Source organism: Thermodesulfitimonas autotrophica (assembly GCF_003815015.1).
In the GTDB taxonomy this organism is placed as follows: Bacteria; Bacillota; Desulfotomaculia; order Desulfotomaculales; family Ammonificaceae; genus Thermodesulfitimonas; species Thermodesulfitimonas autotrophica.
Genome location: NZ_RKRE01000003.1, coordinates 205,691 through 229,945, shown reverse-complemented (window position 1 = coordinate 229,945; position 24,255 = coordinate 205,691). Strand labels below are relative to the sequence as shown.

Sequence of the window (24,255 nt, the reverse complement as noted above, 5' to 3'; positions counted from 1 at the left end):
CAGGAGGTTGGAGGTCGGAAGTCAGCGGTAAGAATTCGCCTCCGGCGAATTCCGTCGCGAATCCCTCTTTCCAACTCCCGGCTTCTTAACCTCTAAAATCTAACGACTACTCTGGTAACCGAAAGAGGAATATTCTCCATCCCCCGCCAACTTCCTGCTAAGGATGGCGAATTTCTCCTCGGCTACCTGACTAATTAGACACCGCCCCGCCGGAAAAAGTTCCGCCCGGAAGAAAAAATTTTTTGTGGTATAATAGAACCCATTATTCGCGGGATGCGCATCAAGGTGGAAAACATCCTGGGCTTTTGGGATGCCGGTGGATAACACCTCAGGAGATCCTGGAGGACTACCCCGCCCTGGAACCGGAGGACATAAAAGCCTGCCTTGCGTACGCCTGCATCCCGGCTATTTAGTCCAACAGATCGAGGATTTCAAAGTAGCGTTCCCTGCTCATACCGGCCGTGGTCATATTGGTACGGATGTGTGTTATAGGTACAAGGCGGGGACTCGTCTTAATCACCAGAGGGCGTTTGGCGCCGGGTTTAGTCATCACGAGGTGGTCGCCCTTCTGCCTTGTTACTTTCCATCCGTCACACTCAAAGACCCGCACAAGCAGCGTATAGTGGACAGGCGTTATCCTTCTGCCGCTCGTCATCAGGCCGGAATAATCAGCTTGCTTTTAAGCACGGCTTTGCGCGGCACCCAGCCACCCTCCGTGCGAAGAAAACCCGCTTCCTCGAGCACCTCCTCGAAAGTGCCCATTGTTTTGCATTCTTCCAGGAAAGCCGTAACCGCTTCTGCCAAAGATTCTTTAGCCTCATCAACCGAGTCGCCGAAGCTCGAAACGTTCAACTCCGGGCACAGGGAAACGTAAACCTCCCCCTCCTTAAATATCTCGGCCGTAAACTCAACCTTTCCCTTCATATACAAAACCCTCCCTAAAAAGGTTCTCATCAAGCCTAAACTTCATCCGGTAGCCTCCGTGGCGATATCCACGTACCGCTCCCGGGACATCTCTGCTCCGTATGCGACCGCGCATAGAGGATACCCGTTCACAGCCTTCCTCGATGGCGCGCTCCATCAGTTCGGCTTCTTCCCTATAATTATTATTTATCACCCCACCGGGTTCCGTCTCTATCTCTCATTATAGCCTGCGCCGCGCCGCCGGCAACCGGGCAGCCGGCCATGTCTGAGAATATCTTCCCAATCCCCGCGGCTCGCCGGCTTACGCCGAACGTCAAACGCCGAACGCAGAACGTAGAACGTCGAACGTTAAACGTTGAGCGGACCCCGAAGCTCCATCCGTAGAAGAATCAAAATAGCGAAAGCGGCGAGATTTCCGTTATTCGCTATTGACTAATCACGGATAGATGTGTAATAATGAATGTGTAATTTACGGAAAGGAGCAACGGAGATGCGTAGAATGCAGGTCGTAGTTGAAGAATGGCAGTACGAGGTTCTGCGGGCAATCGCCGCGCGGCAGGGGAAATCGGTATCGGCTGTCTTGAGGCAGATAATCGCCAGTCAGGTTAGCAAAACCTCTGGCAAAGACCCCCTGCTGGAAGTTGCCGGGATAGCCCAGGCGCCACCGGAAAAAGACCTGGGTAGTGAAACAATTGACGAACGCCTCTATAAAGCGTGAGTAAAATGCGCCAGATATTCGTAGATACCAGCTTTTGGTACGCTCACGCCTTTGCCGGTGACGCCCATCACCGGGAGGCGGTAGCCTTCCTCAGCCACGTGCCTGCTCCCCTTGTAACTTCTAACTTCGTTTTCAACGAATTAATGACTATCCTGCGGTATGATTTCGGCCACCATGTAGCCGTGAAATACGGGAAACACCTGCGGGAGAGCAAGATTTGCACTCTGGTACGCCTGAACACCGCGGATGAAGAAACAGCCTGGGCGCTTTTCCTCAAGCACAGCGATCAGAATTTCAGTTTTACCGACTGCACCAGCTTTGCTCTCATGCGCCGCTTGGGGATTAACGAGGCAGCCGCTTTTGACGGTCATTTTGATGCTGCCGGTTTCACCCGCTTACCCGCGGTACCGCTAAGAAAAAAGCCGCCGAAGCGAAGGTAATAGAGTTATAAACGACCTTGATCACTGTCAGCCCGCACTTCTCATTTCATCACCCGGGTAGGACTATACAACACCCGAAGACGCACGCTACGAAAAAATGTCCCGGGTACCTGGACCAATGCAGGAAAGGGTGCGCCAGTTGCGCGAGGAAGGGTAACCGGGCAATGGATGTTTAAGGAGGAAGGGTTCGCCGCGGTTGAGGCACTTTTTCGCCGGCAAGTCGCACGTTTCACTTCTGAAGGGAGAAGGGGATTAACGGCGGAGGGTTTCTCGAAGCAGAACGACTTCTACTCCTTCCACCTTCGAAGGCAGCTTGGAATCGTTCGTGAGGAAGATTTTTGCGCCCGCTTCCGCGGCTGTTGCGAGGTGAATGGCGTCGGGCGTCCGCACGGCGGGGTACTTGGCCCGGATGCTTGCGCAGCGGACCGCTATCTCCACAGTGAGCGGCACTATCTCCAGGTTGGGGTAGGAGCAGAGAAGAGCCAGGTATTCGCCGCAAACGTCCTCCCTCTCGAGCGACTTGGGGCGGACGAGCAGCTCCGCGAGGGCAAGCGCAGAAATGACGGCCCGGAACGCCCCCTGCTCCAAAGGCTGGAAGATCTCGTTTCCGAGTCCGCGCGCCAGGGGATTTCCCTCCAGGTAATAGATCAGGCAACTGGTGTCGAGGGCAACAATTCCTGCACGGGACGCGGTGTCTTTCAGCTTTCCCAAGAAGCCCTTTCCTCCCCGAGGTACTTTTCGGTGCTGGTGCCCGCCCAGATTTCGCGGTGCAAGCCCAAGAGCCGGTCCGCGTAGCTCTTTGGTTTAGGCACGAGGATCACAGCCCTCCCTAAAGGCAACGCCAAGAGCTCATCTCCTTCGGAGACGCCGAGGGCTTTCCTCATCTTGAGGGGGAGCACCATTTGGCACTTGGATCCCAGGCGGACGGTTTCAACCGTACTCATGTCGTCACCTCCCGTAGTCTGAATTATAGTCATCAAGTTGGAAAAGGTCAAGAATTTTCCTTCGCTTAGCAGCGGAAGCACGGCCCGTTAAAAGCCCGTTAAAAATTGTAAACAGGTCGCAGCCGTGGTATAATTTCCCCAGAGGATCGCTCTAACCGGAAGGAGGGCGCTTATGAGCCTCGCCAAAGAAGAAGCGGCGGCCGGCGGGCTGACTTACGAGGAGTACCTGCTCATCCCCGACGACGGGCGCCGGCACGAACTTATCGGGGGGGAACACTACGTGACACCGGCACCGACGACGGTTCACCAGCGGTTTCTCGGCAGGCTTTACCGTGTTTTGAGCGCTTTTGTCTACGAGCATAATCTTGGCGAGGTCTTCTTCGCCCCCGTCGACGTGGTGCTCAGCCGCCGGGACGTGGTCCAGCCCGACCTGATTTTCTTGAGCCAGGCGCGGCTGGGCCGCCTGACCCGGGAAAACGTGCAGGGCGCGCCCGACCTGGTGGTGGAGGTCATTTCGGAGGCTTCCCGCAGGCTCGACCGGAAGCTCAAGCGCGCGCTTTACGCCAACCACGATGTCCTTGAGTACTGGATCGCCGACCCGGAGCTGAAGATCTGCGAGGTTTACCGGCGAGACGAGGAGAACCGGCTGGTGAAAGTCGCCGAGTACGAGGACGCCGGCTTCTTAACCTCCCCCCTACTCCCCGGTTTGGCGATCGACCTGGCCTCTCTGTGGTGAGGACCTCAGCGCACCAACAGCACCGGGCAGGGCGCGAGCTGCATCACCTTGTGGCTGACGCTCCCCAAGAGCAATTCCTGAAGTAAACCGGTACCCCGCCGCCCCATCACGATCACTTCGTAGCCCTCCTTGCCGGCGTACTCCACGATCGCCTGGGCGGGATCGCCGATCTGGATCACCGTTTCCACCTGCCCCGCAGCACCTTCCGCCATTTCCGCCGCCTGTTTCGCCTGGTCCAGGACCTCCGTCGCCTTTTGCATCACCTTTTCCAAAGCTTTCTGCCTGGTCTCTTGCCTTACCGTAAGCCAAATCTCCCCGTAACCGAAAAACATATCCACCGGAGGCACTACCGTAATAAGCGTGATCTGCGCCGCGGGATTCCCTTCCGCCAAGCGCACCGCCTCTTTTACCGCCCGCAACGCGTTCTCAGACCCGTCCACCGCCACCAGGATTTTGTTGTACATAGCCAATACCCCCTCAAGTTTTCACTTCCATCTCTGCCGCCAAAATCCTCCCCGGCAAGAAAAATAAGTACATCTACCCGGGGGCCAGCACCTGTAGTGAGCAGCGCCGTGCCGCGGTAAAATAACGCTTTGTTATTTGACAAATAAGGAAGCGGTGGCTACACTAAAGGCAAAAATCGCGCCATAAATAAAGGAGCGTGAGCATGTGCGTGAGATCGACGCCCGCGGGAAGCCCTGCCCGCAGCCGGTGCTCCTCGTTAAAGCAGCAATTGACGCCGGGGAGGCGGCCTTCACCATCCTGGTGGACAACCGGGCGGCGGTGGAAAACGTGCGCCGCTACGGGGAGAAGAGCGGCTATAATATTAAGGTAGAAGAGCAGCAGGGCTGCTGGCGGCTCACCGGAACGCGGGAAGGAGCGCCGCCTACGGCGGGGACTAGCGGTGCGCCCGGGCCAGCGGCCGCGCAAACCGGCGCCCCGGCACCCCACCCCCACACGGCGCCGGCAGTCGAGGTTTATTGCGGCACGGGGGCGGTGCGGACGCTTCTGATCCAAACGGAGGCGTTAGGACGTGGCGACGAGGAACTCGGGCGCAAGCTGGTCAAGATTCTCCTCGATACCTTAGCGGTCAACGAGACGCGGCCCGAAACGATCCTGTTAGTAAACGGAGGCGTAAAGCTGGCCTGCGAAGGTTCACCGGTACTTGAGGCGCTGCAGGATATCGCGCAGAAAGGCGTGCAGATTCTGGCCTGCGGCACCTGTCTCAACCATTTCAACCTGACCCACGCCCTCAAGGTGGGCCGGCCGACCAACGCCTACGAACTACTGAACACTTTACTCGCCGGCAACGTGCTCGTCTGGGGATAAGCGCCGCCGCACCTGTTCGTCCAGCGCGCAGCCGGGTTGCCGCGATCTTGTTGACGGGCAAAGCGGAATGTGTAATACTGAGTGCGGAAGATATTTCACCGGCAAGCCGGGGCGGAAGATTCTATTATGGGGCTAAAAATGCGCGAATACTGCCGCCGGATGAGCTACTTAACCACTCTCGTCATCCCCATTGCGGTTGCCCTGGTGATCGCCTTCGTAGGGCTTACGCACCCCCAGTGGCCCCGCGTCTACTTCATTATCGGCTTCCTTGCCGCGCTCATCCTGCTACCGGGCGTGACCCTGGGACTGAAGTTAAGCTGCACTCCGGTGGTGGAGGAAGACGTCGAGTTTCTCGGCACCTACGGCCCGGGGTGGATCGGGGTGCGCCACGCGAACGGTGCGGTGGCCCGGTACCACCACCGGGGGCTGTACGAGATGCACCAGAGCGGACACGTACGCCGGGGAGAACGGCTCCGCCTCCGCTTCCTCGAGCAGGAAATCATCTCTTGGGAATCACTGGAAGATTAGGGTTGCCTTAGGGCTGTGTCCGTAGCCGCAGTCCACTTCTCTCCCTATCTTCGCCAGTTCCTGCTGCCACCACCGGAAAGCGTCCCTCCCTTCGCCGCGCGGCCGGGTCTTACCCGGGTAAATCGCGTAGTGTTGCCGGTAGGGGAACGGCGTGAGATCGGGCATCACCACGTTGGCGCCAGCCTTGAGGGCCCGGCGCCGTCCCTCCGGGGATAGGGTGGCGACCGCGGTGGTGGCCGGCAGGTGGGCCAGGGGAAGCAGAAGCCGGGTGACGGCCAACACCTTCAGGGTGAGACTCAGGGATCCGGGCGGGAAAGCGCCTAACGGCGTTGCCGGGTGCGGGATAAAGGGACCGATGCCGGCCATTTCCACGTCGAGTTCTTTGAGCAGCAGGATGTCCGCCGCCAGCGAGGCGATGGTTTGGCCGGGCAGGCCGACGATGTTACCGCTGCCCACCTGGTAACCAAGTTCCCGCAACCAGTGCAGCCTTTTGACCCGCGCGGTGAAGGTAGTGCCGGGGCGCAGGGAGGCGAAGAGGGCCGGGTCGGCGGTCTCGTGTTTTAAAAGGTAGCGGTCCGCCCCCGCGGCACGCAGCTCCCGGTACGCCTCCCGGGAAAGATCGCCTACCGAGAGGGTGACGGCCACGTCGAGTTCGCTTTTGAGGCGGTAAACAAGGCGGCATAGCTCCCGGAGATGGTAGGAGGGGTCTTCTCCCGCCTGCAAGACAACCGTGCGAAACCCCTCGGCCCTGGCTCGTCTGGCGGCAGTGAAGATTTCTGCCGGCGTCATCCGGTAGCGTGACAGACGCCGGTTATCCCGCCGCAGGCCGCAGTAAAAGCAGTTGCGGACGCAGTAATTGGAAAACTCGATGACCGCGCGCAGGTGCACGGTACGGCCGAGGTATTTCGCCCGCACCGCGTCGGCCGCCTGGCAGAGGGCTTCCATCTCTTCCCCCTGGGCGTTGAGGAGGAGAATGATCTCTTCCCGCTCCAGCCGGGAAGTGGCCACCGCTTTTGCCAACGCGGCGGCGAATTCTTCCCGCGGCGCGCTCATTGGGGGATGTACTTCGCCAGGTGGCAGGGCCATATCTCCTCACCGAGACCCTCCGGGTCTTCGCCCAGCACGGCCAGGGCTGCCGGGAAGGGTGAGAGCGCCCGTCGCAGCACGCCGTGCATGTGCGCCATAAGCACGCCGTAATTGACCACCGGGACGCCAGCTTCGCGCGCCTGCATCAGGCGGGAAAGCATCTCCCGGCGGTTTAACATGCAGCCGCCGCAGTGAACGATCAGCCGGTAGGCGGCGAGGTTATCCGGGAGTGGCCCGCCGCCGGCCACCACGTCGAAAACAAGCTCCCCGCCCGCCACCTGCCGCAGCCAGCGAGGGATCTTCACGCGGCCGATATCGTCCTCGATGGGGTGGTGGGTGCAGGCCTCGGCGATCAGCACTTTGTCGCCGGGGCGCAGCCCATCCACCGCTTTCGCCCCCGCCACAAGGGTGTTGAGATCGCCTTTGAAGCGGGCGAAGAGGATCGAAAAAGAGGTAAAAAGCACGTCGGGCGGCGTATCGGCCGCGGCCTTCAGGTAAGCGGAGGCATCCGTCACCACTAGGCGCGGGGGTCTGGTCATCCCGGCGAGGGCGTGGCGCAGTTCCCGCTCCTTCACCATCACCGCCACCGCGTCGTGCTCCAAGACATCGCGAATCACCTGCTGCTGGGGCAGGATCAGCCTTCCCTTCGGCGCGGCCTTGTCGATGGGGATCACTAAGACCACCGTGTCGCCGGGGGCGATGAGGTCGCCGACGATGGTGGGCAGCGTCCAGTCCTTGGGGGCGTGTTCTACGAGGGCCCGCTTGAGCCGGTCGATCCCCTGGCCGGTGCGGGCGCTCACCACCACCCAGGGGACGGGCAGCGCGGCTGCCCACGCGCCGACGGGCGGGTCGGGGTAGAGGTCGCACTTGTTCGCTACCCCGATAACGGGGATGCCCCGGGCTTGGCTCCGGCTCAGCACGTCGGCCTCGAAGGAACCGGTGCCCTGGCCGGGATCGACGACCAGCACCACCAGGTCGGTCTTTTCCAGGACCGCCAGACTCCTTTTCACCCGCAGGTCTCCCAGGTACCCGACGTCGTCGAGGCCCGCTGTATCGATCAGCATCACCGGACCGAGAGGCAGGATCTCCATTGCCTTGGATACCGGATCGGTGGTGGTGCCGGGAACGTCGGCCACAATGGCGGTTTCTTGACCGGTTAGGGCGTTAATCAGGCTCGATTTTCCGGCGTTGCGGCGGCCGAAAAGAGCGATATGCAAGCGCTGGCCGCGCGGGGTAGCGTTCAGGCTCACCGGTTGGTTTCCTCCTTTCTGGTACCGGGCGGCACCGGCTGCGTCTGGGGGGCGGCACCATGGGTAGCAACAACCGCCCGCAGCGTTTTAACCAGTTCGCTTCGCTCTTCTTCCGTCAGCCGCTCGGCGCCCTCGATAAAAACCCAGAGATCGTCGCCGATGAACTCTTTTACCGCCGGCAGGTAAGTCTCTTCGCCGTAACCTGTCAGGTAGTGGAGGCGGTTGCCGAAGGCCCGGGCGAAGTAGATCTTGGGCACGCCGTAGGCAGAGCTGGCCGCCGCTGCCGCCTGCTGCAGGGCCGTGAGCAGCGCTGCCGGCATCCTCCCCCCGGCGTTTGGAGGCGGCCGCCGCCCGCCTTCAGAAGTAAAGGTCACGCTCTCCCGCCTCCATCCGGGTGAGCATTTCCTTTAGCACCGCGGCGCGCTGGGGCATCTGCTGCGCGAACCTTTCGACGTAGGCGGCAATCGTTTTTTCGCCTATCTCCCGGGTGGCCGGCGTGGCGTAGTCGAGCAGGTACTCCTTGAAAGTGAGCACCGCGTTCGGGAGGCAGAAGTTTTTCACCAGCCCTTTCTTGGCGAAAGACATAAAGTGACACCCGGTGCGCCCGGCGCGGTAACCGGCGGTGCAGAAGGAAGGGATGTACCCGTCTTCGCACAGTTCGCGGATGAACTCGTCCAGCGAGCGGGTGTCGCCCAACTGGAACTGCTGGCGGTCCGGGATATGTTCCCGGGCCATTTGGGCGTAGCCGCCGACGGCAATCCGGGATCCCGCATCGGTTTGGGATACCCCGAGCGGGATGACCTCCCGGCGCAGCGTGGGCCGTTCGCGGCAGGTCAAAATCAAGCCCGTATAGGGCACCGCGCAGCGCAGGACGGCGATAACCTTTTTGAAATCCGCATCTGAAACCGGGTAAGGCGGGGCGCTCGCTACCGGCGTGTTCAGAGCCGGCTCGAGCCGCGGGAAGGAGATGGTATGGGGCCCCACGCCGAACTCGCGCTCTAAATCCAGCGCGTGGCAGATGAGGCCGAGCACCTCGAAGCGCCAGTCGTAAAGCCCGAAAAGAACGCCGATCGCCACGTCGTCGATGCCGGCCTCCATGGCCCGGTGCAGGGCAAAAAGGCGCCACCGGTAGGACCCTTTCAGGGTGTTCGCGGGATGCATCTTCCGGTAGGTCTCGTGGTGGTACGTTTCCTGGAAGACCTGATAGGTGCCGATGCCTACTTCCTTCAACTGCCGGTACTCCGCCACGGTCAGCGGGGCGGCGTTGACGTTGACCCGCCGGATCTCCCCGCGGCCGTTTTTGGTAGCGTAGATCTTTTCGATGGTGCGGCACATAAAGTCGATGTCGCTCACGGGGTGTTCGCCGTAAACCACGATGAGGCGCTTGTGCCCGTTTTGGGTAAGTATCCGGACCTCTGCCGCTAACTCTTCCGCCGTTAGGGTTCTTTTGTTTACGGCCGCGTTGGTATGGCGAAAACCGCAGTAAGCGCAATTGTTAACGCAGGGGCTCGAAATGTATAGCGGCGCAAAGAGCACAATCCGGTTGCCGTAAACCGCCTCTTTAATCTGCCGGGCGGTGGCAAAGATCTCTTCCCACACTTCAGCGTCCCGGCAGTTGAGGAGCACCGCCGCCTCTTCCGGATTTAAGCCGTGCAACTCCCGCGCTTTAGATAAAACTTCCGCAACCGCGGCGCGCGGCGGGTCCGCCGTGCGGGCGAGGATTTCCGTGATTTTTTCCTCTTTTATGAAATCCTCCCGTTTCTCCGCCGCTTCGTACCTGCGGATCAGCGCCAACCGTTTTTCCCGCCAGTCTTCTTCTTCCGGTGTTAACATCTTCTCTCCCCTTCCTTCAAAATTTAAGTAACCAGACCGGGGCGCCTACCTTCAGGCGGGTTCTCCGCCAGCCTACCTCGCCTGTTTCGCTCCCGCTCACCCGCTCACCGCTCACTTTCGGGCGGGTTCCGCCCCGGCCTTCGGTTCCGGAAGTAGCGGGCCCCGGCCACTCCCGGCGTTGTTAATTCTTGCGGCTGCAAAATCGCCGCTACCTCGTCCTGGGTAAAAAGCCCTTCGGTTACCAATAGCTCGGTAACCGGCCGGCCAAGGGCCACGGCTTTAGTCACTAGTTCGGTAGCTTTCTCGTAGCCGATGTAGGGGACAAAGGCGGTGATCACCCCCTGGCTGGCCGCCAACAGCTCGCGGCAGCGCCCGGGATCGGCCACAATACCCTGCACGCACCTTTCCGCCAAGAGGTGCGCCGCGTTCGTCAGCAACGTGAGGGAGTGCAAGAGGTTATGGGCGATCAAAGGTAAAAAGGCGTTTAGCTCCAAACAGCCGGAAGCGGCGGCCATATTGACGGCGACATCATTAGCCATAACCTGGTAGGCGACCTGCGTGACCATCTCCGGGATGACGGGGTTAACCTTGCCGGGCATAATCGAGGAACCGGCCTGCACTTCGGGAAGCCTGATCTCCGCAAGGCCGGCGCGAGGACCGGAGGAGAGAAGGCGCAAATCACCCGCGATTTTGGCCAGGTTAACCGCGGCGGTCTTCAGGAACCCCGAAACCTCCGCAAAGATATCGGCGTTCTGGGTAGCCTCGAAGGAATTTTCGGCGCGCGCCAAACCAAAACCCGTTAGCTCCCGCAGGATCTCGATTACCCGGTAGATATACCGCCGGCTGGCGTTAAGTCCGGTGCCCACCGCCGTCCCGCCCAAGTTGACCTGGCGGAGCCGTTCTTCGGCTTTGTAGAGGCGCCACCAGTCCCGCGCCACCGCTTCGGCCCACGCCCCGAACTCCTGGCCAAGGGTGACCGGAACCGCGTCCTGCAACTCGGTGCGCCCGATCTTGAGGATGCCCGCGAACTCCTTCTCTTTTGCCTGGAGCGCCCCTTGAAGCCGCGCCATCGCCTGGGCCAAAGCCCGCACCAACTTAATAGCGGCGACCCGTAGCGCCGTGGGGTAAACGTCGTTGGTTGACTGCCCAAGGTTGACGTGATCCAGGGGGTGGACGATAGCGTAGTTGCCCTTCTCACCACCAAGGAGTTCAATCGCCCGGTTGGCGATAACCTCGTTGACGTTCATGTTGGTGGAGGTGCCCGCGCCTCCCTGGAGGGCGTCAACCACAATCTGGTCCCGGTACATACCCGCCGCTAACTCTTCCGCCGCCTGGATGATGGCTGCCCCCCGCTGCCGGTCGAGCAAACCCAACTCCGTGTTCGCCGTGGCCGCAGCCTTCTTCACCAGAGCCAGAGCCCAGATGAGGTCGGGGTGGACGCCAAATCCCGAGACGGCGAAATTACTCCTGGCCCGCAGGGTATGGATGCCGTAGTAAGCTTCACGGGGCACTTCCAGTTCACCAATCAGATCCTTTTCTTTACGGGTCTGCACCGGAAAGCCTCCTCGCCAGGGCGCTTTTAACCTTCACGCCGGGCAGCGCGCCGAGCTGCCCCGTCAGGGCGCCGAGGGCGTCCGTGGTTCCGTCTACAATCAGCGCGATAACCGAAAGGTTTTTCTCCCGGTAGGGGACACCCATCCGGCTGACGATGATATCCGCGTGCCGGCTTAGGATCTCGTTAACGCGCGGTGCCGCCTCGCGCCGGTTTTCCACGATGATCCCGATAACGCCTATCCGGCTCTCCATCCGCCTTTCGCCTCCCGAACTTAACGGCCCGCCGGGCAAAGGGCGGGCCGTTTTCCCCCCGTCCCTTGCCGTCAGGCCCGAACCCTCGCCGCAGGACGTTGCGTTAAAAATTTAAGCGGTAAGCAGCTACCGGATGATTCAATTTTTAAAAATGAGGCCGGCGCGTAATCTTGGCGCCCCTCAAGCGTCGAAATTCTTGCTTACCGGGGTAGCCGCTGCGGTTTGCAGCAACCGGCTACCTTTTGCCGTTTGCTCGTGCAGGTGGGCACGCACCTCCTCCACCAGCATATCCGCGAGGTGGGGTAAAGGCTCTTTTGAGGCGCCTATGATCTCGATTCCGGCCCGGTTAAGGTGAAGAAGCAGCTTGCGTGCCGGGCTGTGCGCTACCGCTTCGGCTATCCGCGGCGTGATCTCGCCCAACATGCTGTGGGCCACAACTACGCCGATGGTGCCCACAATAAGATCCACCGCAGGCGCGGTTTGCACGATCGCGTTCTCGCCGGAACCGCCGCTGTTCGCGCCCGCTTTCAACATAGCCGCTGTGGCCACCGCGTTGCTTCCCAAGGCGATTATCTCCACCTCTTCCGGCAGGGCGCGGCGCAACTTTTCCACCAGAAGCTTGCCGATACCGCCGCCCTGACCATCGATCACCGCGATCCGCATGACCTTTCTACCTCTCGTGGTACATCCAGCGTTAGTAAAAGTGACATAAGTTTACCTCGCTCGACTTCAATTTACACACCCAAACAAAAAGACCACCGAGCCCGCCCTGCCTTCGCGGCAGGGTAGAGACCTCCGTGGCCTTTTTATGGCGACTTTTATTGTGAAAAAAAGTAAAAAGAATTCCGACCTTCGCGGTCGCCGGTTAATCACCATTATAGCTGTTTGCGCCCCAGAAAACAACCCCCGTGAGACGACAAATTTTACTTAGCAGCGACAAATTTTTTCTTTATTTAGCAGGAGATCTCGTTGTGAAAGCGAAAATTATACCTTGGATGTCAGCCGGGCGAAACCGGCAGTACGGCGGTTCCCTTTAAAGTAGGGCTAAAGGAGACCACGAAGGTCTACCGTGAGATACGGCAGCTTTCGTGGTCTTTGTTTTTTTACAAGCGATAGGAGCTAAGCGGTGCGGCAGAAAAGCGGAAAGGAGCGTGAGGATCGAAGAAGGCGGTAACGCTGGTCTACCGGTGGTATTAGGTATCTCGCGGTTTTCTAACTAAAGGCCCAAGGAGGAGAAAGAATGAGTGTCGCAAAGGTGCGCACGTTTACCGAACCGCCGGAGGCGCGTGTCGGCGGCGGCTCTTACCGGACGGGCGAACTCAAAGGAATAATCCGGATTAATCCCCGACACTGTGTCGGCTGCGACACCTGCAGAAAAGTTTGCCCGGCCGGGGCTATCAGCGGGGAGATCGGGGTAACCCACAGGATAGAGATAGACCGGTGCATAAACTGCGGCCAATGCCTGACCAATTGTCCGTTCGGGGCGATTGAGCAGATGGCGTTCGTAGAAGAGGTTTTGCGGAAGCTGGGCGATAAAGAGACCCTCGCGGTAGCGATCATTGCCCCGGCGGTAAGGGTGGCAATAGCCGAAGAATTTGGCGCTCCGCCCGGCACGCTCACGGTTGGCAGACTTCATAAGGCTCTAAAAGAGGCCGGCTTTGTAATCTACGAAAACAACTTTGCTGCGGATCAGACCATTTTGGAGGAAGGAACGGAACTTTTGGGGCGGATCGCCTACTGGCTCCTCGGGTTAAAGGAGCTCGAGATCGAGGTTTGGGGCAAGAAGATCAAAGTCGGTCTTGAGCATTTCAAGCATAAGCCGCTGCCGCAGTTTACGAGCTGTTGCCCGGCTTGGGTGAGGTACGCCGAGTTATACTACCCGAAGGTTCTGCCCCACGTTTCAAGCTGCAAGTCCCCCCAGCAGATGGCCGGGGCATCGGCTAAGACATACGGCGCGATAGACATCTGGAAACACAATCCCGCGAAGGTGTACACCGTCGGCATAATGCCCTGCACGGCGAAGATTTTCGAAGCATCCCGCCCGGAGTTCTGCCACGCGCAGAAATGGCTGGAAGAGCACGGCCGTTTACCCCAGCGTTCCCCAAGAATGCCGGATGTCGATGCGGTACTGACCACGCGGGATCTCGCCGCGCTGTTCAGGAGGCTGAACATAAACCCGCTGCGCTTCCCCGAGGCGGAAACCCCGCAGGATTTCGAGTGGTACAGCGGCGGCGCCACCATCTTTGGTTCCAGCGGCGGGGTGATGGAGGCGGCGGTCAGGTTCGCCTTCCACGTCCTTTCGGGGGAGGAGCCGGATGCCCTAAGTTCAGCGTGGGACTTCAAACAGGTGCGGGGATATACCGACCCCGTGGTGGAGGCGACCATCCAAGTGCCGCTCAAACCAGCGTACCAAAAACTGCTCGGCAGCGACCGGTTTGAGCTGCGGGTGTGCACGGTCAACGGTATCGGGACGGAGGGCAGCCACCTGAAGCCGATAATCAACGACGCGGTCGCCGGCAGGAGCAATTTCCACTTCATCGAGGTTATGACCTGTTCGGGCGGCTGTTTAAACGGCGGGGGGCAGCCCGTCAATCCGATGGGAACCTCGTGGATCGACCCTCTACTACCGCTCAGATTGTAGGTGCTTAACTTAAAGGAGGGAAAAGTGCATGTCCGAAGTCAAAACGTACGTTGAGAAGCCCGCTTCGGCGGTAATTTCGCGGCGCACCTTTTTGAAGATATTTGGTGTGGGTGTAGCGGTCACCGCCCTTGGGGCTTACAAACTAACGGATATTGTCCTTCAGCGGAATAAGTACATCAAGCTGCGGCAAAGAGCCCAATACCAAGATGATAAGGGGGTCAGGGAGCGTTACCGCCTCGCCGTCTCCCACCAGAACCCGATGCTAAAGCGGTTCTACAGCGAGTTCGCAACCCATCCGCTTAGCGAAACAAGCGAATCGTTACTCCACACGGGTTATGCACCGCGCGTAAAAACCTTTCCGATGGGGGTGTGATGTATGGAGAAGATGGTGGTGCTACGCCACTCTGTCCCCAGCAGGATTATGCATATCGTGCTTATGATCTGCTGGATTGTTCTGGCAGCAACCGGGTTTGCCGTCTACTTTAAACTTGTCGGTGAGGCGGTAAGGGCAGCGTTTATGCAGTGGCATATCTACTTTGCCATCCCTTTGACCTTTGTGACGTTGGGTTACCTCGTAGTGACGCCTGACCGCGCGTTTATGTTCGCTAAAGAGCTGCTCAGCTGGGATCGGGATACCATCGCCTGGTGGAAAAACCTCGGCGGCTACCCCTATAAGTTATTTAAAATCGGTTCTCCTAACTCCCCGCCGCAGTCGAAGTATAACGCCGGCCAAAAGTTTTACGGACTGTGCGTCGTGGCCACCCTCGCAATATTAGGAGTAACCGGCTGGTCGCTGTACTTTATTCCCCAAGCGCTGGGAAAATTCTGGACCCTCACCTTTTTCAAACTGCACGTCTGGCTCTCATTCTTTGTGACGCTCTTCATGCTTTTTGTCCATGTCCCGTTAGTAATTTACAACTGGCCAGATTTCAAGGCAATGTTCAGATTCGGTCCGGGCACGGTGCCGTTAGAATGGGCCAGGGAACACAACCCGAAATGGGTGGAAAAAGAATTGGCCTTGCTCAAGGAGGATTAAAAGGATGGCAAACGGTTTTGAGCCCAACATTATCGCCTTTTTGTGCAACTGGTGCAGTTACGCTGGTGCCGACTTGGCCGGCTCCCTCCGGTACAGTTACCCGCCGAACATCCGGATTATCAGGGTGCCCTGTTCGGGGCGGGTGGAGCCGGAGTTTATCCTGAAGGCCTTCTTTTGCGGCGCCGATGGCGTGCTGGTTGGCGGCTGCCATCCCGGTGACTGTCACTACGTCAGGGGCAACTACTACGCCGAGCGGCGGATCAAGGTGCTGTACCGCCTGCTCGATTGGATAGGGATCGAGCGGGACCGGTTACGGTTGGAATGGGTTTCGGCCTCGGAGGGAGCCCGGTTTGCCCAGGTGGCTTCCGATTTCACGGCCCGGCTAAAAGACCTGGGGCCCAACTCCCTAAAGGCTACGGGAATCAACTACCAGTCTTTGGGGCGGGTGGTGGCGGCCCTCGGCTCGGCCGGCAAGCTTCTTCTGGAAGAAAGCGTCTGTATGGTGGAGATGGTCAAATATTTTCTCGACTTCGTTCAGAAAGAGTCCTGCGGCGCGTGCGTTCCCTGCCGCGTAGGGACCAAACGCGGTCAGGAACTCTTGGAGCGCGTGCTTAAGGGAGAGGCAACCGGGGAAGACATCGCTTTGCTCAGCGAAGTGGCCAAGGCCGTTGCGCCTGCAGCCAGATGTGACCTGGGCCGGATGGCGGGCAAGGCGCTGGTCTACGCGCTCGAATGCTGCCAGAACGAGTTTGCGGCCCACCTGGCGGGTTCCTGCTCCGGAACCGTGGCCCCCAATCTTGGCTGGCAGGCAATCGTCGGCTGATCGATTTGCAGGCGCAGGTTTCCGGGGAACGCTTCATTCTCACCTCAGAAGAGATTAGTCTTATAAGGAGGGTAATTAATGGCAACTGTAACTTTACGGATTAACGGCCAACCGGTAACCGTCCCAGCCGGCACCACGCTCTTGGCGGCTGCGGCGCAAGTGGGGGTAAAGATCCCCACCCTCTGCTACCTGAAGGATATCGGGCACGATGTAGGCGCCTGCCGGATCTGCGTGGTTGAGGTGGCGGGCAAGGAAGATTTCGTCACCGCCTGCAACACACCGGCGGAAGAGGGGATGGAGGTATACACCAATACGCCGGCCGTGCGGGCTTCCCGGCGGATGACCCTGGAGATGATCTTATCGGACCACCATATGGACTGCCCCACCTGTCCCCGAAACGGAAACTGCGAACTGCAGGCGTTAGCCGCCCAGCTTAACGTCCGGACGGTGCGTTTGAGCGGCGCTACGCGCGCCGATTTTCCCCGGGATGATTCCACACCCGCAATCATCCGCGACCCGCGCAAGTGCATCCTTTGCCAGCGGTGCATCACGGTTTGCAAAAACATCCAAACGGTCGCCGCGCTCGAGCTCCAGGGACAGGGGTTCGACGCTCTCGTTGGGCCGCCCGGCAACCGCAAGTTAGCCGATACGCTCTGCGTCCAGTGCGGCCAGTGCGCCCTGGTATGCCCGACGGCGGCAATAACCGAGCGGGACGATACCCCTTTGGTATGGGCGGCGCTGGCGGATCCCGGGAAGCATGTCGTGGTCCAGACCGCCCCGGCCACGCACGTTACCATCGGTGAGGCTTTCGGCCTGCCGCCGGGGACGGATATCACGGGGAAAATGGTGGCGGCCCTGCGGCGGCTCGGTTTTGACGCCGTCTTCGATACGAATTTCACGGCGGACCTCACGATTATGGAAGAAGGGTCAGAGCTTTTGAAGCGGATAAATGAGGGCGGCGTCCTGCCGCAACTAACCTCTTGTAGCCCGGGCTGGATCAACTTCATGGAGCACTTCTACCCTGATCTCTTACCGCACGTTTCTACCTGTAAATCGCCCCAGCAGATGTTTGGCGCCCTCGCGAAAACTTATTACGCGCAGCAAAAGGGACTCAAACCGGAAGACGTTTTTGTGGTTTCGGTAATGCCCTGCACGGCCAAGAAATTCGAAGCGCAACGGCCGGAGATGAACGCAGCCAGCCGCTACTGGGGTAACCCCGCTATCGGCAGGGATGTGGACGTGGTACTCACCTCACGGGAGCTCATCCGGATGCTCAGGGAGGCCGGAATCGACTTTACCGCACTCCCAGACGAGGATTACGACGAACTGATGGGTGTCGGTACCGGCGCCGCCCAGATCTTTGGGGCGACGGGCGGCGTGATGGAGGCGGCGTTGCGCACCGCCTACGAGATCGCTACCGGGAAGACGTTGGCGAGGATCGACTTCGAAGCGGTCCGCGGGATGGAAGGGATCAAAGAGGCAACCGTGCCCATGAACGGCACTAAGGTCAAGGTTTTGGTCGCCCACGGGCTTGCCAACGCGCGCGCCTTGATGGATAAACTGCGCGCCGGGGAGCTTAAAGACTATCATTTCATCGAGGTTATGGCGTGTCCTGGTGGGTGCATCGGCGGCGGGGGACAGCCGATTCCCACGGATACCGGGCGCAGGAGATCGCGCATCGACGGCTGCTACACGCGGGATAAAGCACTTAAATACCGGAAATCCCACGAAAATCCGGAGATTAAGAAACTATACCAAGATTTCCTGGGCGAACCCCTAGGGCACCGGTCCCACCAGCTTTTGCATACCAGTTATAGGCCGCGGCAGTCTCTGGTGGCGCGGGATTAGGTTCGGGGAAACGAAATACTTTTAACTAAAAACCCTACAGGACTCCTCTCTCCTGTAGGGTTTTTAAAACCAAATCAAGCCTCAGCTCTCGCCGCGCGTCGCGGCCGTTTCCGGCCGGCCTGCCGCCGTTTCGCCCCGGGAGAGGTTTAGCGCCTGGCGCACTTTTGCCTCAAGCTCGCGGCAGAGCTCCGGGTGCTCCTTCAAGTAGTCGCGCGCGTTTTCCCGGCCCTGCCCGAGCCGCTGGTCGCCATATGCATACCAGGTTCCCGCCTTGGTGATGAGCTTGAGCTCCAACGCGGCGTCCAAGAGGCTCCCTTCCTTCGAGATGCCCTCGCCGTAAAGGATGTCGAACTCGGCCTGTTTGAAGGGGGGAGCCATCTTGTTTTTGACTACCTTCGCCCGGACGCGGCTCCCGATCTTCTCGGCGCCCTGCTTTAGGTCCTCAATCTTCCGGACCTCGAGACGCACCGAGGCGTAAAACTTGAGCGCCCGTCCACCCGGCGTGGTTTCCGGGTTGCCGAACATCACCCCCACCTTCTCCCGGATCTGGTTGATAAAAATGGCGGTGGTCCGGGATTTGCTGATGACGCCGGTGAGCTTGCGGAGCGCCTGGGACATAAGCCGCGCCTGCAGGCCCACGTGGATGTCCCCCATCTCCCCCTCCAGCTCCGCCCGGGGTACAAGCGCCGCCACGCTGTCCACCACGATGATGTCCACCGCGCCGCTCCGCACTAGCGCTTCGGCGATCTCGAGCGCCTGCTCTCCGGTATCCGGCTGCGCCACCAAGAGGTTGTCCACGTCCACCCCCAGGCGCCGCGCGTAGACCGGATCAAGGGCGTGCTCCGCGTCGATGAAGGCGGCCACGCCGCCCTCGCGCTGCGCCTCCGCAATGGCGTGCAACGCCACCGTCGTTTTGCCCGAGGATTCCGGTCCGAAGATCTCGACCACCCGGCCGCGCGGGAAACCGCCCACGCCGAGCGCCACGTCGAGCGCGATGGAGCCCGAAGGAATCACCTCTACCTGAAAGCGCCCGGTCGCCTCTCCCAGACGCATGATCGCCCCTTTGCCGAACTGCCGCTCGATCTGCAGGAGCGTCGCCTCTAACATCTTCTGCCGGTCGCTCAAAGGGAATCTCCTCCCGCGCTTTTTTCTTGATTCTAACAAAATTTGCCGCGGAACGCTACGGCTAAATTTCGTCGCCGGCCAGCAAGCGGTTGAACTCGTCTTCGTTTAAAATCCTGATGCCGAGTTCCCGCGCCTTCTCAAACTTTGAGCCGGGATTCTCCCCCGCCACCACGTAATCGGTCCGCCGGCTCACACTCGACGCGACGCGGCCGCCCAGGGCTTCGATCCGGGCCGTCGCCTCCTCGCGCGTGTATTCCTTGAGCGCCCCCGTGAGGACGAAGACCTTGCCGGCCAGCGGCCCGCCACCAGGCGTTGCCGTCTGAGCTACCGTGTTTACACCTGCGCTTACCAGCGCCTCAACCACCTGCCGGTTGCGGGGTTCGCTAAAAAAGGTTCGGATGCTCGCCGCCATCTTCGGCCCGATTTCGGGGATCGCAGTCAACTCTTCCGCCGTGGCCGCCATCAGTCGCGCCAGGCTCCCGAAGTGAGCGGCCAGAACCTTCCCGGCCCGCTCGCCGACGTGCCGGATACCTAAGGCGAAGATAAGCCGCCCGAGGTCCCGCTTTTTACTCGCCTCGATCTCGCGCAGCAGGTTGGCCGCCGATTTCGGTCCCATCCGCTCGAGACGCACGAGATCTTCCGCCTTGAGCCTGTACAAATCGGCCACGTTCCGCACCAGGCCCTTCTCCACTAATTGCTCTACCAGCGCCCGCCCCAAGCCCCGGATGTCCATCGCGTTCCGGGAAGCGAAGTGCAAAATGCTCTCCTTGAGCCGCGCCGGACAGGAGATGTTCGGGCAACGGATGGCCACCTCGCCCTCTTCCCGGATCGTTTTCGCGCCGCAGACTGGACACCGCGCCGGCATCCGGAAAACCTGCTCGCCGCCCGTGCGCCGCTCGGGCAGGGAGCGGACCACCTCGGGAATGACGTCCCCGGCCTTGTGGACCACGATGTAGTCGCCCATGCGGATGTCCTTTTCGCGGATCAAATCCTCATTGTGCAGCGTCGCCCGGCTCACCGTGGTTCCCGCGAGATGCACGGGATCGAAGACCGCGGTGGGGGTGAGAACGCCGGTCCGGCCGACGCTCACCACAATCTCCCGCAACCGGGTCACCGCCTCCTCGGGCGGGAATTTGTAAGCGACGGCCCACCGCGGGCTTTTGAGCGTCGCCCCAAGCCGCTCCTGCTGCGCCAAGTCGTCGACCTTAACCACCATCCCGTCGATCTGGTAGGGGAGGTCGAAACGCTTTTCCTGCCAGGAGAGGCAGTAGGCGATAACCGCCTCGATGTCGGGGAAAAGACGGTAGTGCGGGTTTACCTTGAAGCCCTGCGCGGCAAGCCACGCGAGCACCGCGTGGTGGCTTGTGAGGGCCAGCCCTTCACTGTAGCCGAGGCCGTAAACGAAGATGTCGAGCTTGCGGTGGGCAGTTACCCGCGGGTCGAGCTGCCGGAGGCTACCGGCGGCCGCGTTCCGGGGATTGGCGAAGGGCGGTTCGCCCGCCTCTTCCCGCCGCTCGTTGAGCTGGGCGAAGGCCTCCTTCGGCATGTAAGCCTCACCGCGCACTTCCACCAACGGGGGCGCGTCCTTGAGCAACCTTAACGGTAGCGAGCGCACCGTCCGGAGGTTCGGCGTGATGTCCTCGCCCGTCTCCCCGTCCCCGCGTGTCGCCCCCTGGACGAACTCACCGTTTTCGTAAGTGAGGGAGACCGCGAGCCCGTCGATCTTGGGCTCCACCACGTAAGCCACCTGCTCCCCCGGCAGCGCCGCCCGCACCCGCCGGTCGAAGTCCCGCAGTTCCCCCGGCTCGAAAGCGTTGGCTAAGCTCAGCATCGGGAGCCGGTGGCGGACGGTGGCGAAGCCCTCCCGCGGCGCGCCGCCAACCCGCTGCGTCGGCGAGTTAGGAGTGATAAACTCCGGAAAGGCCTCTTCAAGGGCAACCAGTTCCGCCACCAACCGGTCGAACTCGGCGTCCGAAATAACGGGGGCGTCGAGAACGTAGTAGCGGTAGTTGTGGTACTCGATCTCCCGCCGGAGTTCCTCAATCCGGCGGCGCGCCTCTTCCCGCGTCAGCACGCGTAACCCGACCTCCTCCCGCCAGCATCTAAACGATCAGCGCGGCAACGAAGCGGATCAGCTCCGCCGCCGGGATGAAAAGCGCCTGGGCTAAAATTGTGCCCGCAAAGCGCGTAAGCGCCAGAAAAAGCACCATCTGCCGGATGTCGGCCTCGCTCCGCTTGCCCCGCAGCGCCTGGTCGGTGAGCATCGCCGCCGTCGGGTCAACGACCGTCGCCAAAAGCACCGCCGCGATGCCGTTGACAATCGGGGAAAGGAGCGTTGCCGTCGTCCGGTAGTAAGGAAAGAGCGCCCCGGCGTAGAGCGCCGAGAGTACCCCCGTCGTATAGATGCCCGTAATCAGGATGTTGAGCAACAGAAAACCTTTCGGCATCGTAGCGCGCAACCGCATCGCTTGGCGCAGCGTTTCCGGCGTCGCCGGCCGGATGTTTTTGAGCGCTCGGTAAAAGCGGCGTGGGGAAAAAGCGAAAAGCACCAGGCGCGGCACCGAACCTACTTCCTCAAAAAGCAGGATCGTCCGGGAAAAAACCCGGACAAAAGCCGGAATCAAAAGCCCCCCTAAAAATGTCCCGCCGGTTGCCGCCAGGATCACCAAGCGGATATTCTGGTCGAGCACGGCGAGCTCCTGCCGGTAAACCGGCGAGGAGAGCAGCACCGCCGCTGGTGCCCCGGGCGGCACAGCAGCCAAGCCCCGGTTGATCGCCCCTTCGACGAGCGAAGAAAGCAGCGGCGCCTGGATGGTGTTCGCCGTGCTGGAGATAAGGAAGATCAGGTTAAAAAGAGAGTAGGCGGTCGCCAGCCGCCCGGTCCGCACGCCGGAGAGGCGCACCCCGTAAATCAAGGTGTTCACAAGATGAATCAGCACCGTCAACAGAATTACCAACAAAAGGTGTTTCGTCACTCGGCCGCCAGCCTTTCCAGAGGAGCATAACTTAAAAGCAGCGTTTTTATACCTACTGCCGGGAAGGCCACCGTCACCCGGGTATCCTCCCCGCTGCCCGCGATACTTACCACCGTGCCCGGCCCCCACTTGCGGTGCGCCACCCGGTCGCCCGGCTTAAGTTCCACCACCGCCCCTTTATCATCACCCGCTGCGTCCGGGCGGCCCGTTGCCAGCAACAACGGCGGGATTTCGGCGAGGAAGCGCGACGGCGGGTTAGCCTGCAGGCCCCCGTACAGGTGGCGCATTTCACACCGCGTCAGAAAAAGGCGCTCCTTCGCCCGGGTGATCCCCACGTAGCAGAGACGCCGCTCCTCCTCGATCGCGGTCGCCTCACCGCTGCTCCGGATGTGGGGGAAAAGGCCCTCCTCCATCCCCGTGAGGAAAACCACCGGGAACTCGAGCCCCTTCGCGCTGTGCAGCGTCATGAGCGCCACGGCGTCCGTCTCGGGGTCGTAACGGTCGACGTCGGTAAAAAGCGCGATTTCCGATAGAAACTCCGGCAGCCCGCCGCGCTCTTCCCGGTCGAACTCGCGCGTCACCGTGAGAAACTCCCTGATGTTCTCGAGCCGCGCCTGCGCCTCGGGCGTCCGCTCCGCCAAAAGATGGCGCTCGTAACCCGTCTCCGCCAGCACCCTTTCGACCAGCCGGGTGACCGGAAGGGCTTGCGCCCGCAGTTCCACCAGCCACCCGCCGAGCGCCCGCATCTCCTGCCGGACGCCCTGCGGCAGCCCGGAAATCCCCTCGGCTTCGCAGAGCGCCGCCACCGGAGAGATGCCCCGTGCCGCCGCGTGCTGCAGGAGCCGCCCGAAGTAGCCGGGCCCGATGCCGCGCGGGGGAACGTTAATCACCCGTTTCAGACTCAGCGCGTCCGCCGGGTTTACGATGAGCCGCAGGTAGGCGAGCAGATCCTTTATCTCCTTCCGCTCGTAGAAGCGGAGGCCGCCGAGGATGACGTAGGGAATGCCGCTGAGCAGCAAAACCTCCTCTAACACGCGCGACTGGGCGTGCGTCCGGTAGAGGACCGCGAAATCCCGGTAGGCGTAGCCCTTTTCCTGGCGGAGCGCCCCGATCTGCCCGGCGACGAAGTTGGCCTCCGCCACTTCGTCCGCCGCCACGTAGAGCACCGGCGGCTCTCCTGCCTCCTGCACCGGGCGAAGCACCTTCTCTTTACGCAGGCTATTATGCTTGATCACGGCATCAGCCACCGCAAGAATGGCGGCGGTAGAGCGGTAGTTCCGCTCTAACTTCACCACCCGCGCCTCCGGGTAATCCCGCTCGAAGCTCAGGATGTTGCGGATGTCGGCGCCCCGCCAGCCGTAAATCGACTGGTCCGGATCGCCCACCACCATCAGGTTCCGGTGGCCGCCGGCCAAGAGATTAACCAGGACGTACTGCACGTGATTCGTATCCTGGTACTCGTCGATTAGGATAAACCGGAAGCGTCGCTGGTAACGCGCGAGCACCTCCGGACACTCGCGGAAGAGCCGCACCGCCTCCCCAAGAAGATCGTCGAAATCGAGTGCCCCGTAGCGCGCGAGCTTCTCCTGGTAGAGGGCGTAGACTTCCGCCACGACCTCGTCGTAGCGCGTCCGCGCCTGCCGGGCGTACTCTTCCGGCGGCACGAGCCAGTTCTTCGCCCAGGAAATAGCCGCGATGAGACCGCCGGGCGGGTAGCGCTTCTCGTCAAGGTTCTTTTCCTTCAGGCACTCCTTAATGAGCGCCCGCCGGTCGTCTTCGTCGTAAACCACAAATTCCGGGCTGCGGCCGAGATGTTGCATCTCCCGGCGCAAAATCCGGAGACAGGCCGCGTGAAAGGTCATCACCCAGAGGCCCGCCGCTTGATACGGCAAAAGCCGCTCCGCCCGCGCCCGCATCTCCCGCGCCGCCTTGTTTGTAAAGGTGATCGCCAAGATGTTCTCGGGCCGGACGCCGGCCTCCCGGATGAGATACGCGATCCGGTAGGTGAGCACCCGCGTCTTGCCGCTGCCGGCCCCGGCCAGCACCAAAAGCGGCCCCGTTGTATGGCAGACCGCCGCCCGCTGCTCCGGATTAAGCTCCTTCAAAAACTCCTGCACTGGAAAAAACATGCCCCCCAATTACCCCAAATTCGCCGCCGCCAACGCCAATCCTGCATTTAGAGAAAATTAAAGGCCCCGGGATCCCCGGAAGCC

Annotated in this window: 27 protein-coding genes and 1 pseudogene; 12 read left to right on the top strand and 16 right to left on the bottom strand. The window is 60.8% G+C overall.

Annotated features, from left to right (window positions below; translation table 11 throughout):
* Positions 1–242 precede the first annotated feature (242 nt).
* The gene (locus tag EDD75_RS11525) at positions 243–413 is read left to right on the top strand and encodes a DUF433 domain-containing protein (protein ID WP_342780994.1); all 171 of its coding nucleotides are present in this window, start codon (positions 243–245) and stop codon (positions 411–413) included.
* Here EDD75_RS11525 and EDD75_RS11520 read toward each other — a convergent pair.
* Together EDD75_RS11520 and EDD75_RS08570 are read right to left on the bottom strand one after the other, a co-directional pair.
* Complete coding sequence (locus EDD75_RS11520; RefSeq protein WP_123931098.1) at positions 410–655, bottom strand: type II toxin-antitoxin system HicA family toxin; 246 nt, start codon at positions 653–655, stop codon at positions 410–412. The genes EDD75_RS11525 and EDD75_RS11520 overlap by 4 nt on opposite strands.
* On the bottom strand, positions 655–924 hold the full coding sequence (locus tag EDD75_RS08570) for a type II toxin-antitoxin system HicB family antitoxin (RefSeq protein WP_123931094.1): 270 nt from the start codon (positions 922–924) through the stop codon (positions 655–657). The genes EDD75_RS11520 and EDD75_RS08570 overlap by 1 nt, the downstream gene beginning before the upstream one ends.
* Before the next feature lie 490 nt (positions 925–1,414).
* Between EDD75_RS08570 and EDD75_RS08565 the strand changes: the two genes are divergently transcribed.
* Entirely contained in the window at positions 1,415–1,642 is a 228-nt protein-coding gene (locus tag EDD75_RS08565; RefSeq protein ID WP_123931090.1) for a hypothetical protein, read from the top strand.
* A gap of 5 nt (positions 1,643–1,647) precedes the next feature.
* The gene (locus EDD75_RS08560) at positions 1,648–2,082 is read left to right on the top strand and encodes a type II toxin-antitoxin system VapC family toxin (protein ID WP_123931087.1); all 435 of its coding nucleotides are present in this window, start codon (positions 1,648–1,650) and stop codon (positions 2,080–2,082) included.
* 252 nt (positions 2,083–2,334) lie between these two features.
* On the opposite strand, the gene EDD75_RS08555 is transcribed toward EDD75_RS08560, so the two are convergent.
* Both EDD75_RS08555 and EDD75_RS08550 read right to left on the bottom strand, forming a co-directional pair.
* On the bottom strand, positions 2,335–2,793 hold the full coding sequence (locus tag EDD75_RS08555) for a type II toxin-antitoxin system VapC family toxin (protein ID WP_123931084.1): 459 nt from the start codon (positions 2,791–2,793) through the stop codon (positions 2,335–2,337).
* A complete protein-coding gene (locus EDD75_RS08550) occupies positions 2,781–3,026 on the bottom strand; it encodes an AbrB/MazE/SpoVT family DNA-binding domain-containing protein (protein ID WP_123931081.1) in 246 nt (81 codons plus the stop codon). The genes EDD75_RS08555 and EDD75_RS08550 overlap by 13 nt, the downstream gene beginning before the upstream one ends.
* A gap of 172 nt (positions 3,027–3,198) precedes the next feature.
* On the opposite strand from EDD75_RS08550, the gene EDD75_RS08545 reads away from it, so the two are divergent.
* Entirely contained in the window at positions 3,199–3,762 is a 564-nt protein-coding gene (locus EDD75_RS08545; protein WP_123931078.1) for a Uma2 family endonuclease, read from the top strand.
* Positions 3,763–3,767: 5 nt separating this feature from the next.
* Here EDD75_RS08545 and EDD75_RS08540 read toward each other — a convergent pair whose 3' ends face one another.
* Positions 3,768–4,226 carry a universal stress protein gene (locus EDD75_RS08540; protein WP_123931075.1) on the bottom strand — a complete coding sequence of 153 codons (459 nt, stop codon included), beginning with the start codon at positions 4,224–4,226 and terminating at the stop codon, positions 3,768–3,770.
* Positions 4,227–4,431: 205 nt separating this feature from the next.
* Here EDD75_RS08540 and yedF point away from each other — a divergent pair, with 205 nt between their 5' ends.
* Entirely contained in the window at positions 4,432–5,091 is a 660-nt protein-coding gene (yedF, locus tag EDD75_RS08535; RefSeq protein ID WP_170157779.1) for a sulfurtransferase-like selenium metabolism protein YedF, read from the top strand.
* A 126-nt stretch (positions 5,092–5,217) separates the two neighbouring features.
* Positions 5,218–5,619, top strand: coding sequence for a hypothetical protein (locus EDD75_RS08530; protein WP_123931069.1), 402 nt, complete (start codon positions 5,218–5,220; stop codon positions 5,617–5,619).
* Here the strand turns inward: EDD75_RS08530 and hydE are convergent.
* The 7 genes from hydE to EDD75_RS08495 all read right to left on the bottom strand — a co-directional run bounded on the left by hydE (position 5,605) and on the right by EDD75_RS08495 (position 12,257).
* Entirely contained in the window at positions 5,605–6,672 is a 1,068-nt protein-coding gene (gene hydE / locus EDD75_RS08525; RefSeq protein WP_123931066.1) for a [FeFe] hydrogenase H-cluster radical SAM maturase HydE, read from the bottom strand. The two genes, EDD75_RS08530 and hydE, sit on opposite strands and share 15 nt — an antisense overlap.
* Positions 6,669–7,949, bottom strand: a complete 1,281-nt coding sequence (gene hydF / locus EDD75_RS08520) for a [FeFe] hydrogenase H-cluster maturation GTPase HydF (RefSeq protein ID WP_170157812.1) — start codon at positions 7,947–7,949, stop codon at positions 6,669–6,671. The genes hydE and hydF overlap by 4 nt, the downstream gene beginning before the upstream one ends.
* Before the next feature lie 2 nt (positions 7,950–7,951).
* Entirely contained in the window at positions 7,952–8,275 is a 324-nt protein-coding gene (locus EDD75_RS08515; protein WP_123931060.1) for a hypothetical protein, read from the bottom strand.
* A 37-nt stretch (positions 8,276–8,312) separates the two neighbouring features.
* A complete protein-coding gene (hydG, locus tag EDD75_RS08510) occupies positions 8,313–9,788 on the bottom strand; it encodes a [FeFe] hydrogenase H-cluster radical SAM maturase HydG (protein ID WP_123931057.1) in 1,476 nt (491 codons plus the stop codon).
* A gap of 104 nt (positions 9,789–9,892) precedes the next feature.
* The gene (locus tag EDD75_RS08505) at positions 9,893–11,341 is read right to left on the bottom strand and encodes an aspartate ammonia-lyase (protein ID WP_123931054.1); all 1,449 of its coding nucleotides are present in this window, start codon (positions 11,339–11,341) and stop codon (positions 9,893–9,895) included.
* Positions 11,328–11,594 (bottom strand): TM1266 family iron-only hydrogenase system putative regulator, encoded by a 267-nt coding sequence (locus tag EDD75_RS08500; protein ID WP_123931051.1) that lies wholly within the window; start codon positions 11,592–11,594, stop codon positions 11,328–11,330. Before EDD75_RS08500 ends, EDD75_RS08505 begins: the two co-directional genes overlap by 14 nt.
* A gap of 180 nt (positions 11,595–11,774) precedes the next feature.
* On the bottom strand, positions 11,775–12,257 hold the full coding sequence (locus EDD75_RS08495; protein ID WP_123931048.1) for a DUF3842 family protein: 483 nt from the start codon (positions 12,255–12,257) through the stop codon (positions 11,775–11,777).
* A gap of 577 nt (positions 12,258–12,834) precedes the next feature.
* Between EDD75_RS08495 and EDD75_RS08490 the strand changes: the two genes are divergently transcribed.
* The 6 genes and pseudogenes from EDD75_RS08490 (at position 12,835) to EDD75_RS08470 (ending at position 17,942) form a co-directional block, all read left to right on the top strand.
* On the top strand, positions 12,835–14,235 hold the full coding sequence (locus EDD75_RS08490; RefSeq protein ID WP_123931045.1) for a [Fe-Fe] hydrogenase large subunit C-terminal domain-containing protein: 1,401 nt from the start codon (positions 12,835–12,837) through the stop codon (positions 14,233–14,235).
* A 28-nt stretch (positions 14,236–14,263) separates the two neighbouring features.
* Positions 14,264–14,608 carry an iron hydrogenase small subunit gene (locus tag EDD75_RS08485; RefSeq protein WP_123931042.1) on the top strand — a complete coding sequence of 115 codons (345 nt, stop codon included), beginning with the start codon at positions 14,264–14,266 and terminating at the stop codon, positions 14,606–14,608.
* A 3-nt stretch (positions 14,609–14,611) separates the two neighbouring features.
* Positions 14,612–15,271 carry a cytochrome b/b6 domain-containing protein gene (locus tag EDD75_RS08480; RefSeq protein ID WP_123931039.1) on the top strand — a complete coding sequence of 220 codons (660 nt, stop codon included), beginning with the start codon at positions 14,612–14,614 and terminating at the stop codon, positions 15,269–15,271.
* 4 nt (positions 15,272–15,275) lie between these two features.
* A pseudogene (locus EDD75_RS11385) lies at positions 15,276–15,674 on the top strand (hydrogenase iron-sulfur subunit); the annotation flags it as partial.
* 96 nt (positions 15,675–15,770) lie between these two features.
* The gene (locus tag EDD75_RS11380; RefSeq protein ID WP_342781000.1) at positions 15,771–16,094 is read left to right on the top strand and encodes an NADH-ubiquinone oxidoreductase-F iron-sulfur binding region domain-containing protein; all 324 of its coding nucleotides are present in this window, start codon (positions 15,771–15,773) and stop codon (positions 16,092–16,094) included.
* Positions 16,095–16,172: 78 nt separating this feature from the next.
* Positions 16,173–17,942: an NADH-dependent [FeFe] hydrogenase, group A6 gene (locus EDD75_RS08470; RefSeq protein WP_123931034.1), complete on the top strand. Its 1,770-nt coding sequence runs from the start codon at positions 16,173–16,175 to the stop codon at positions 17,940–17,942.
* A gap of 81 nt (positions 17,943–18,023) precedes the next feature.
* On the opposite strand, the gene recA is transcribed toward EDD75_RS08470, so the two are convergent.
* The 4 genes from recA to EDD75_RS08450 all read right to left on the bottom strand — a co-directional run bounded on the left by recA (position 18,024) and on the right by EDD75_RS08450 (position 24,171).
* The gene (gene recA, locus EDD75_RS08465; protein ID WP_123931032.1) at positions 18,024–19,067 is read right to left on the bottom strand and encodes a recombinase RecA; all 1,044 of its coding nucleotides are present in this window, start codon (positions 19,065–19,067) and stop codon (positions 18,024–18,026) included.
* A gap of 61 nt (positions 19,068–19,128) precedes the next feature.
* Positions 19,129–21,138 carry an NAD-dependent DNA ligase LigA gene (gene ligA, locus EDD75_RS08460; RefSeq protein ID WP_123931973.1) on the bottom strand — a complete coding sequence of 670 codons (2,010 nt, stop codon included), beginning with the start codon at positions 21,136–21,138 and terminating at the stop codon, positions 19,129–19,131.
* Positions 21,139–21,169: 31 nt separating this feature from the next.
* Complete coding sequence (locus EDD75_RS08455; protein ID WP_123931029.1) at positions 21,170–22,042, bottom strand: lipid II flippase Amj family protein; 873 nt, start codon at positions 22,040–22,042, stop codon at positions 21,170–21,172.
* Positions 22,039–24,171 (bottom strand): UvrD-helicase domain-containing protein, encoded by a 2,133-nt coding sequence (locus EDD75_RS08450; protein ID WP_123931027.1) that lies wholly within the window; start codon positions 24,169–24,171, stop codon positions 22,039–22,041. Before EDD75_RS08450 ends, EDD75_RS08455 begins: the two co-directional genes overlap by 4 nt.
* Between the last annotated feature and the right edge of the window lie 84 nt (positions 24,172–24,255).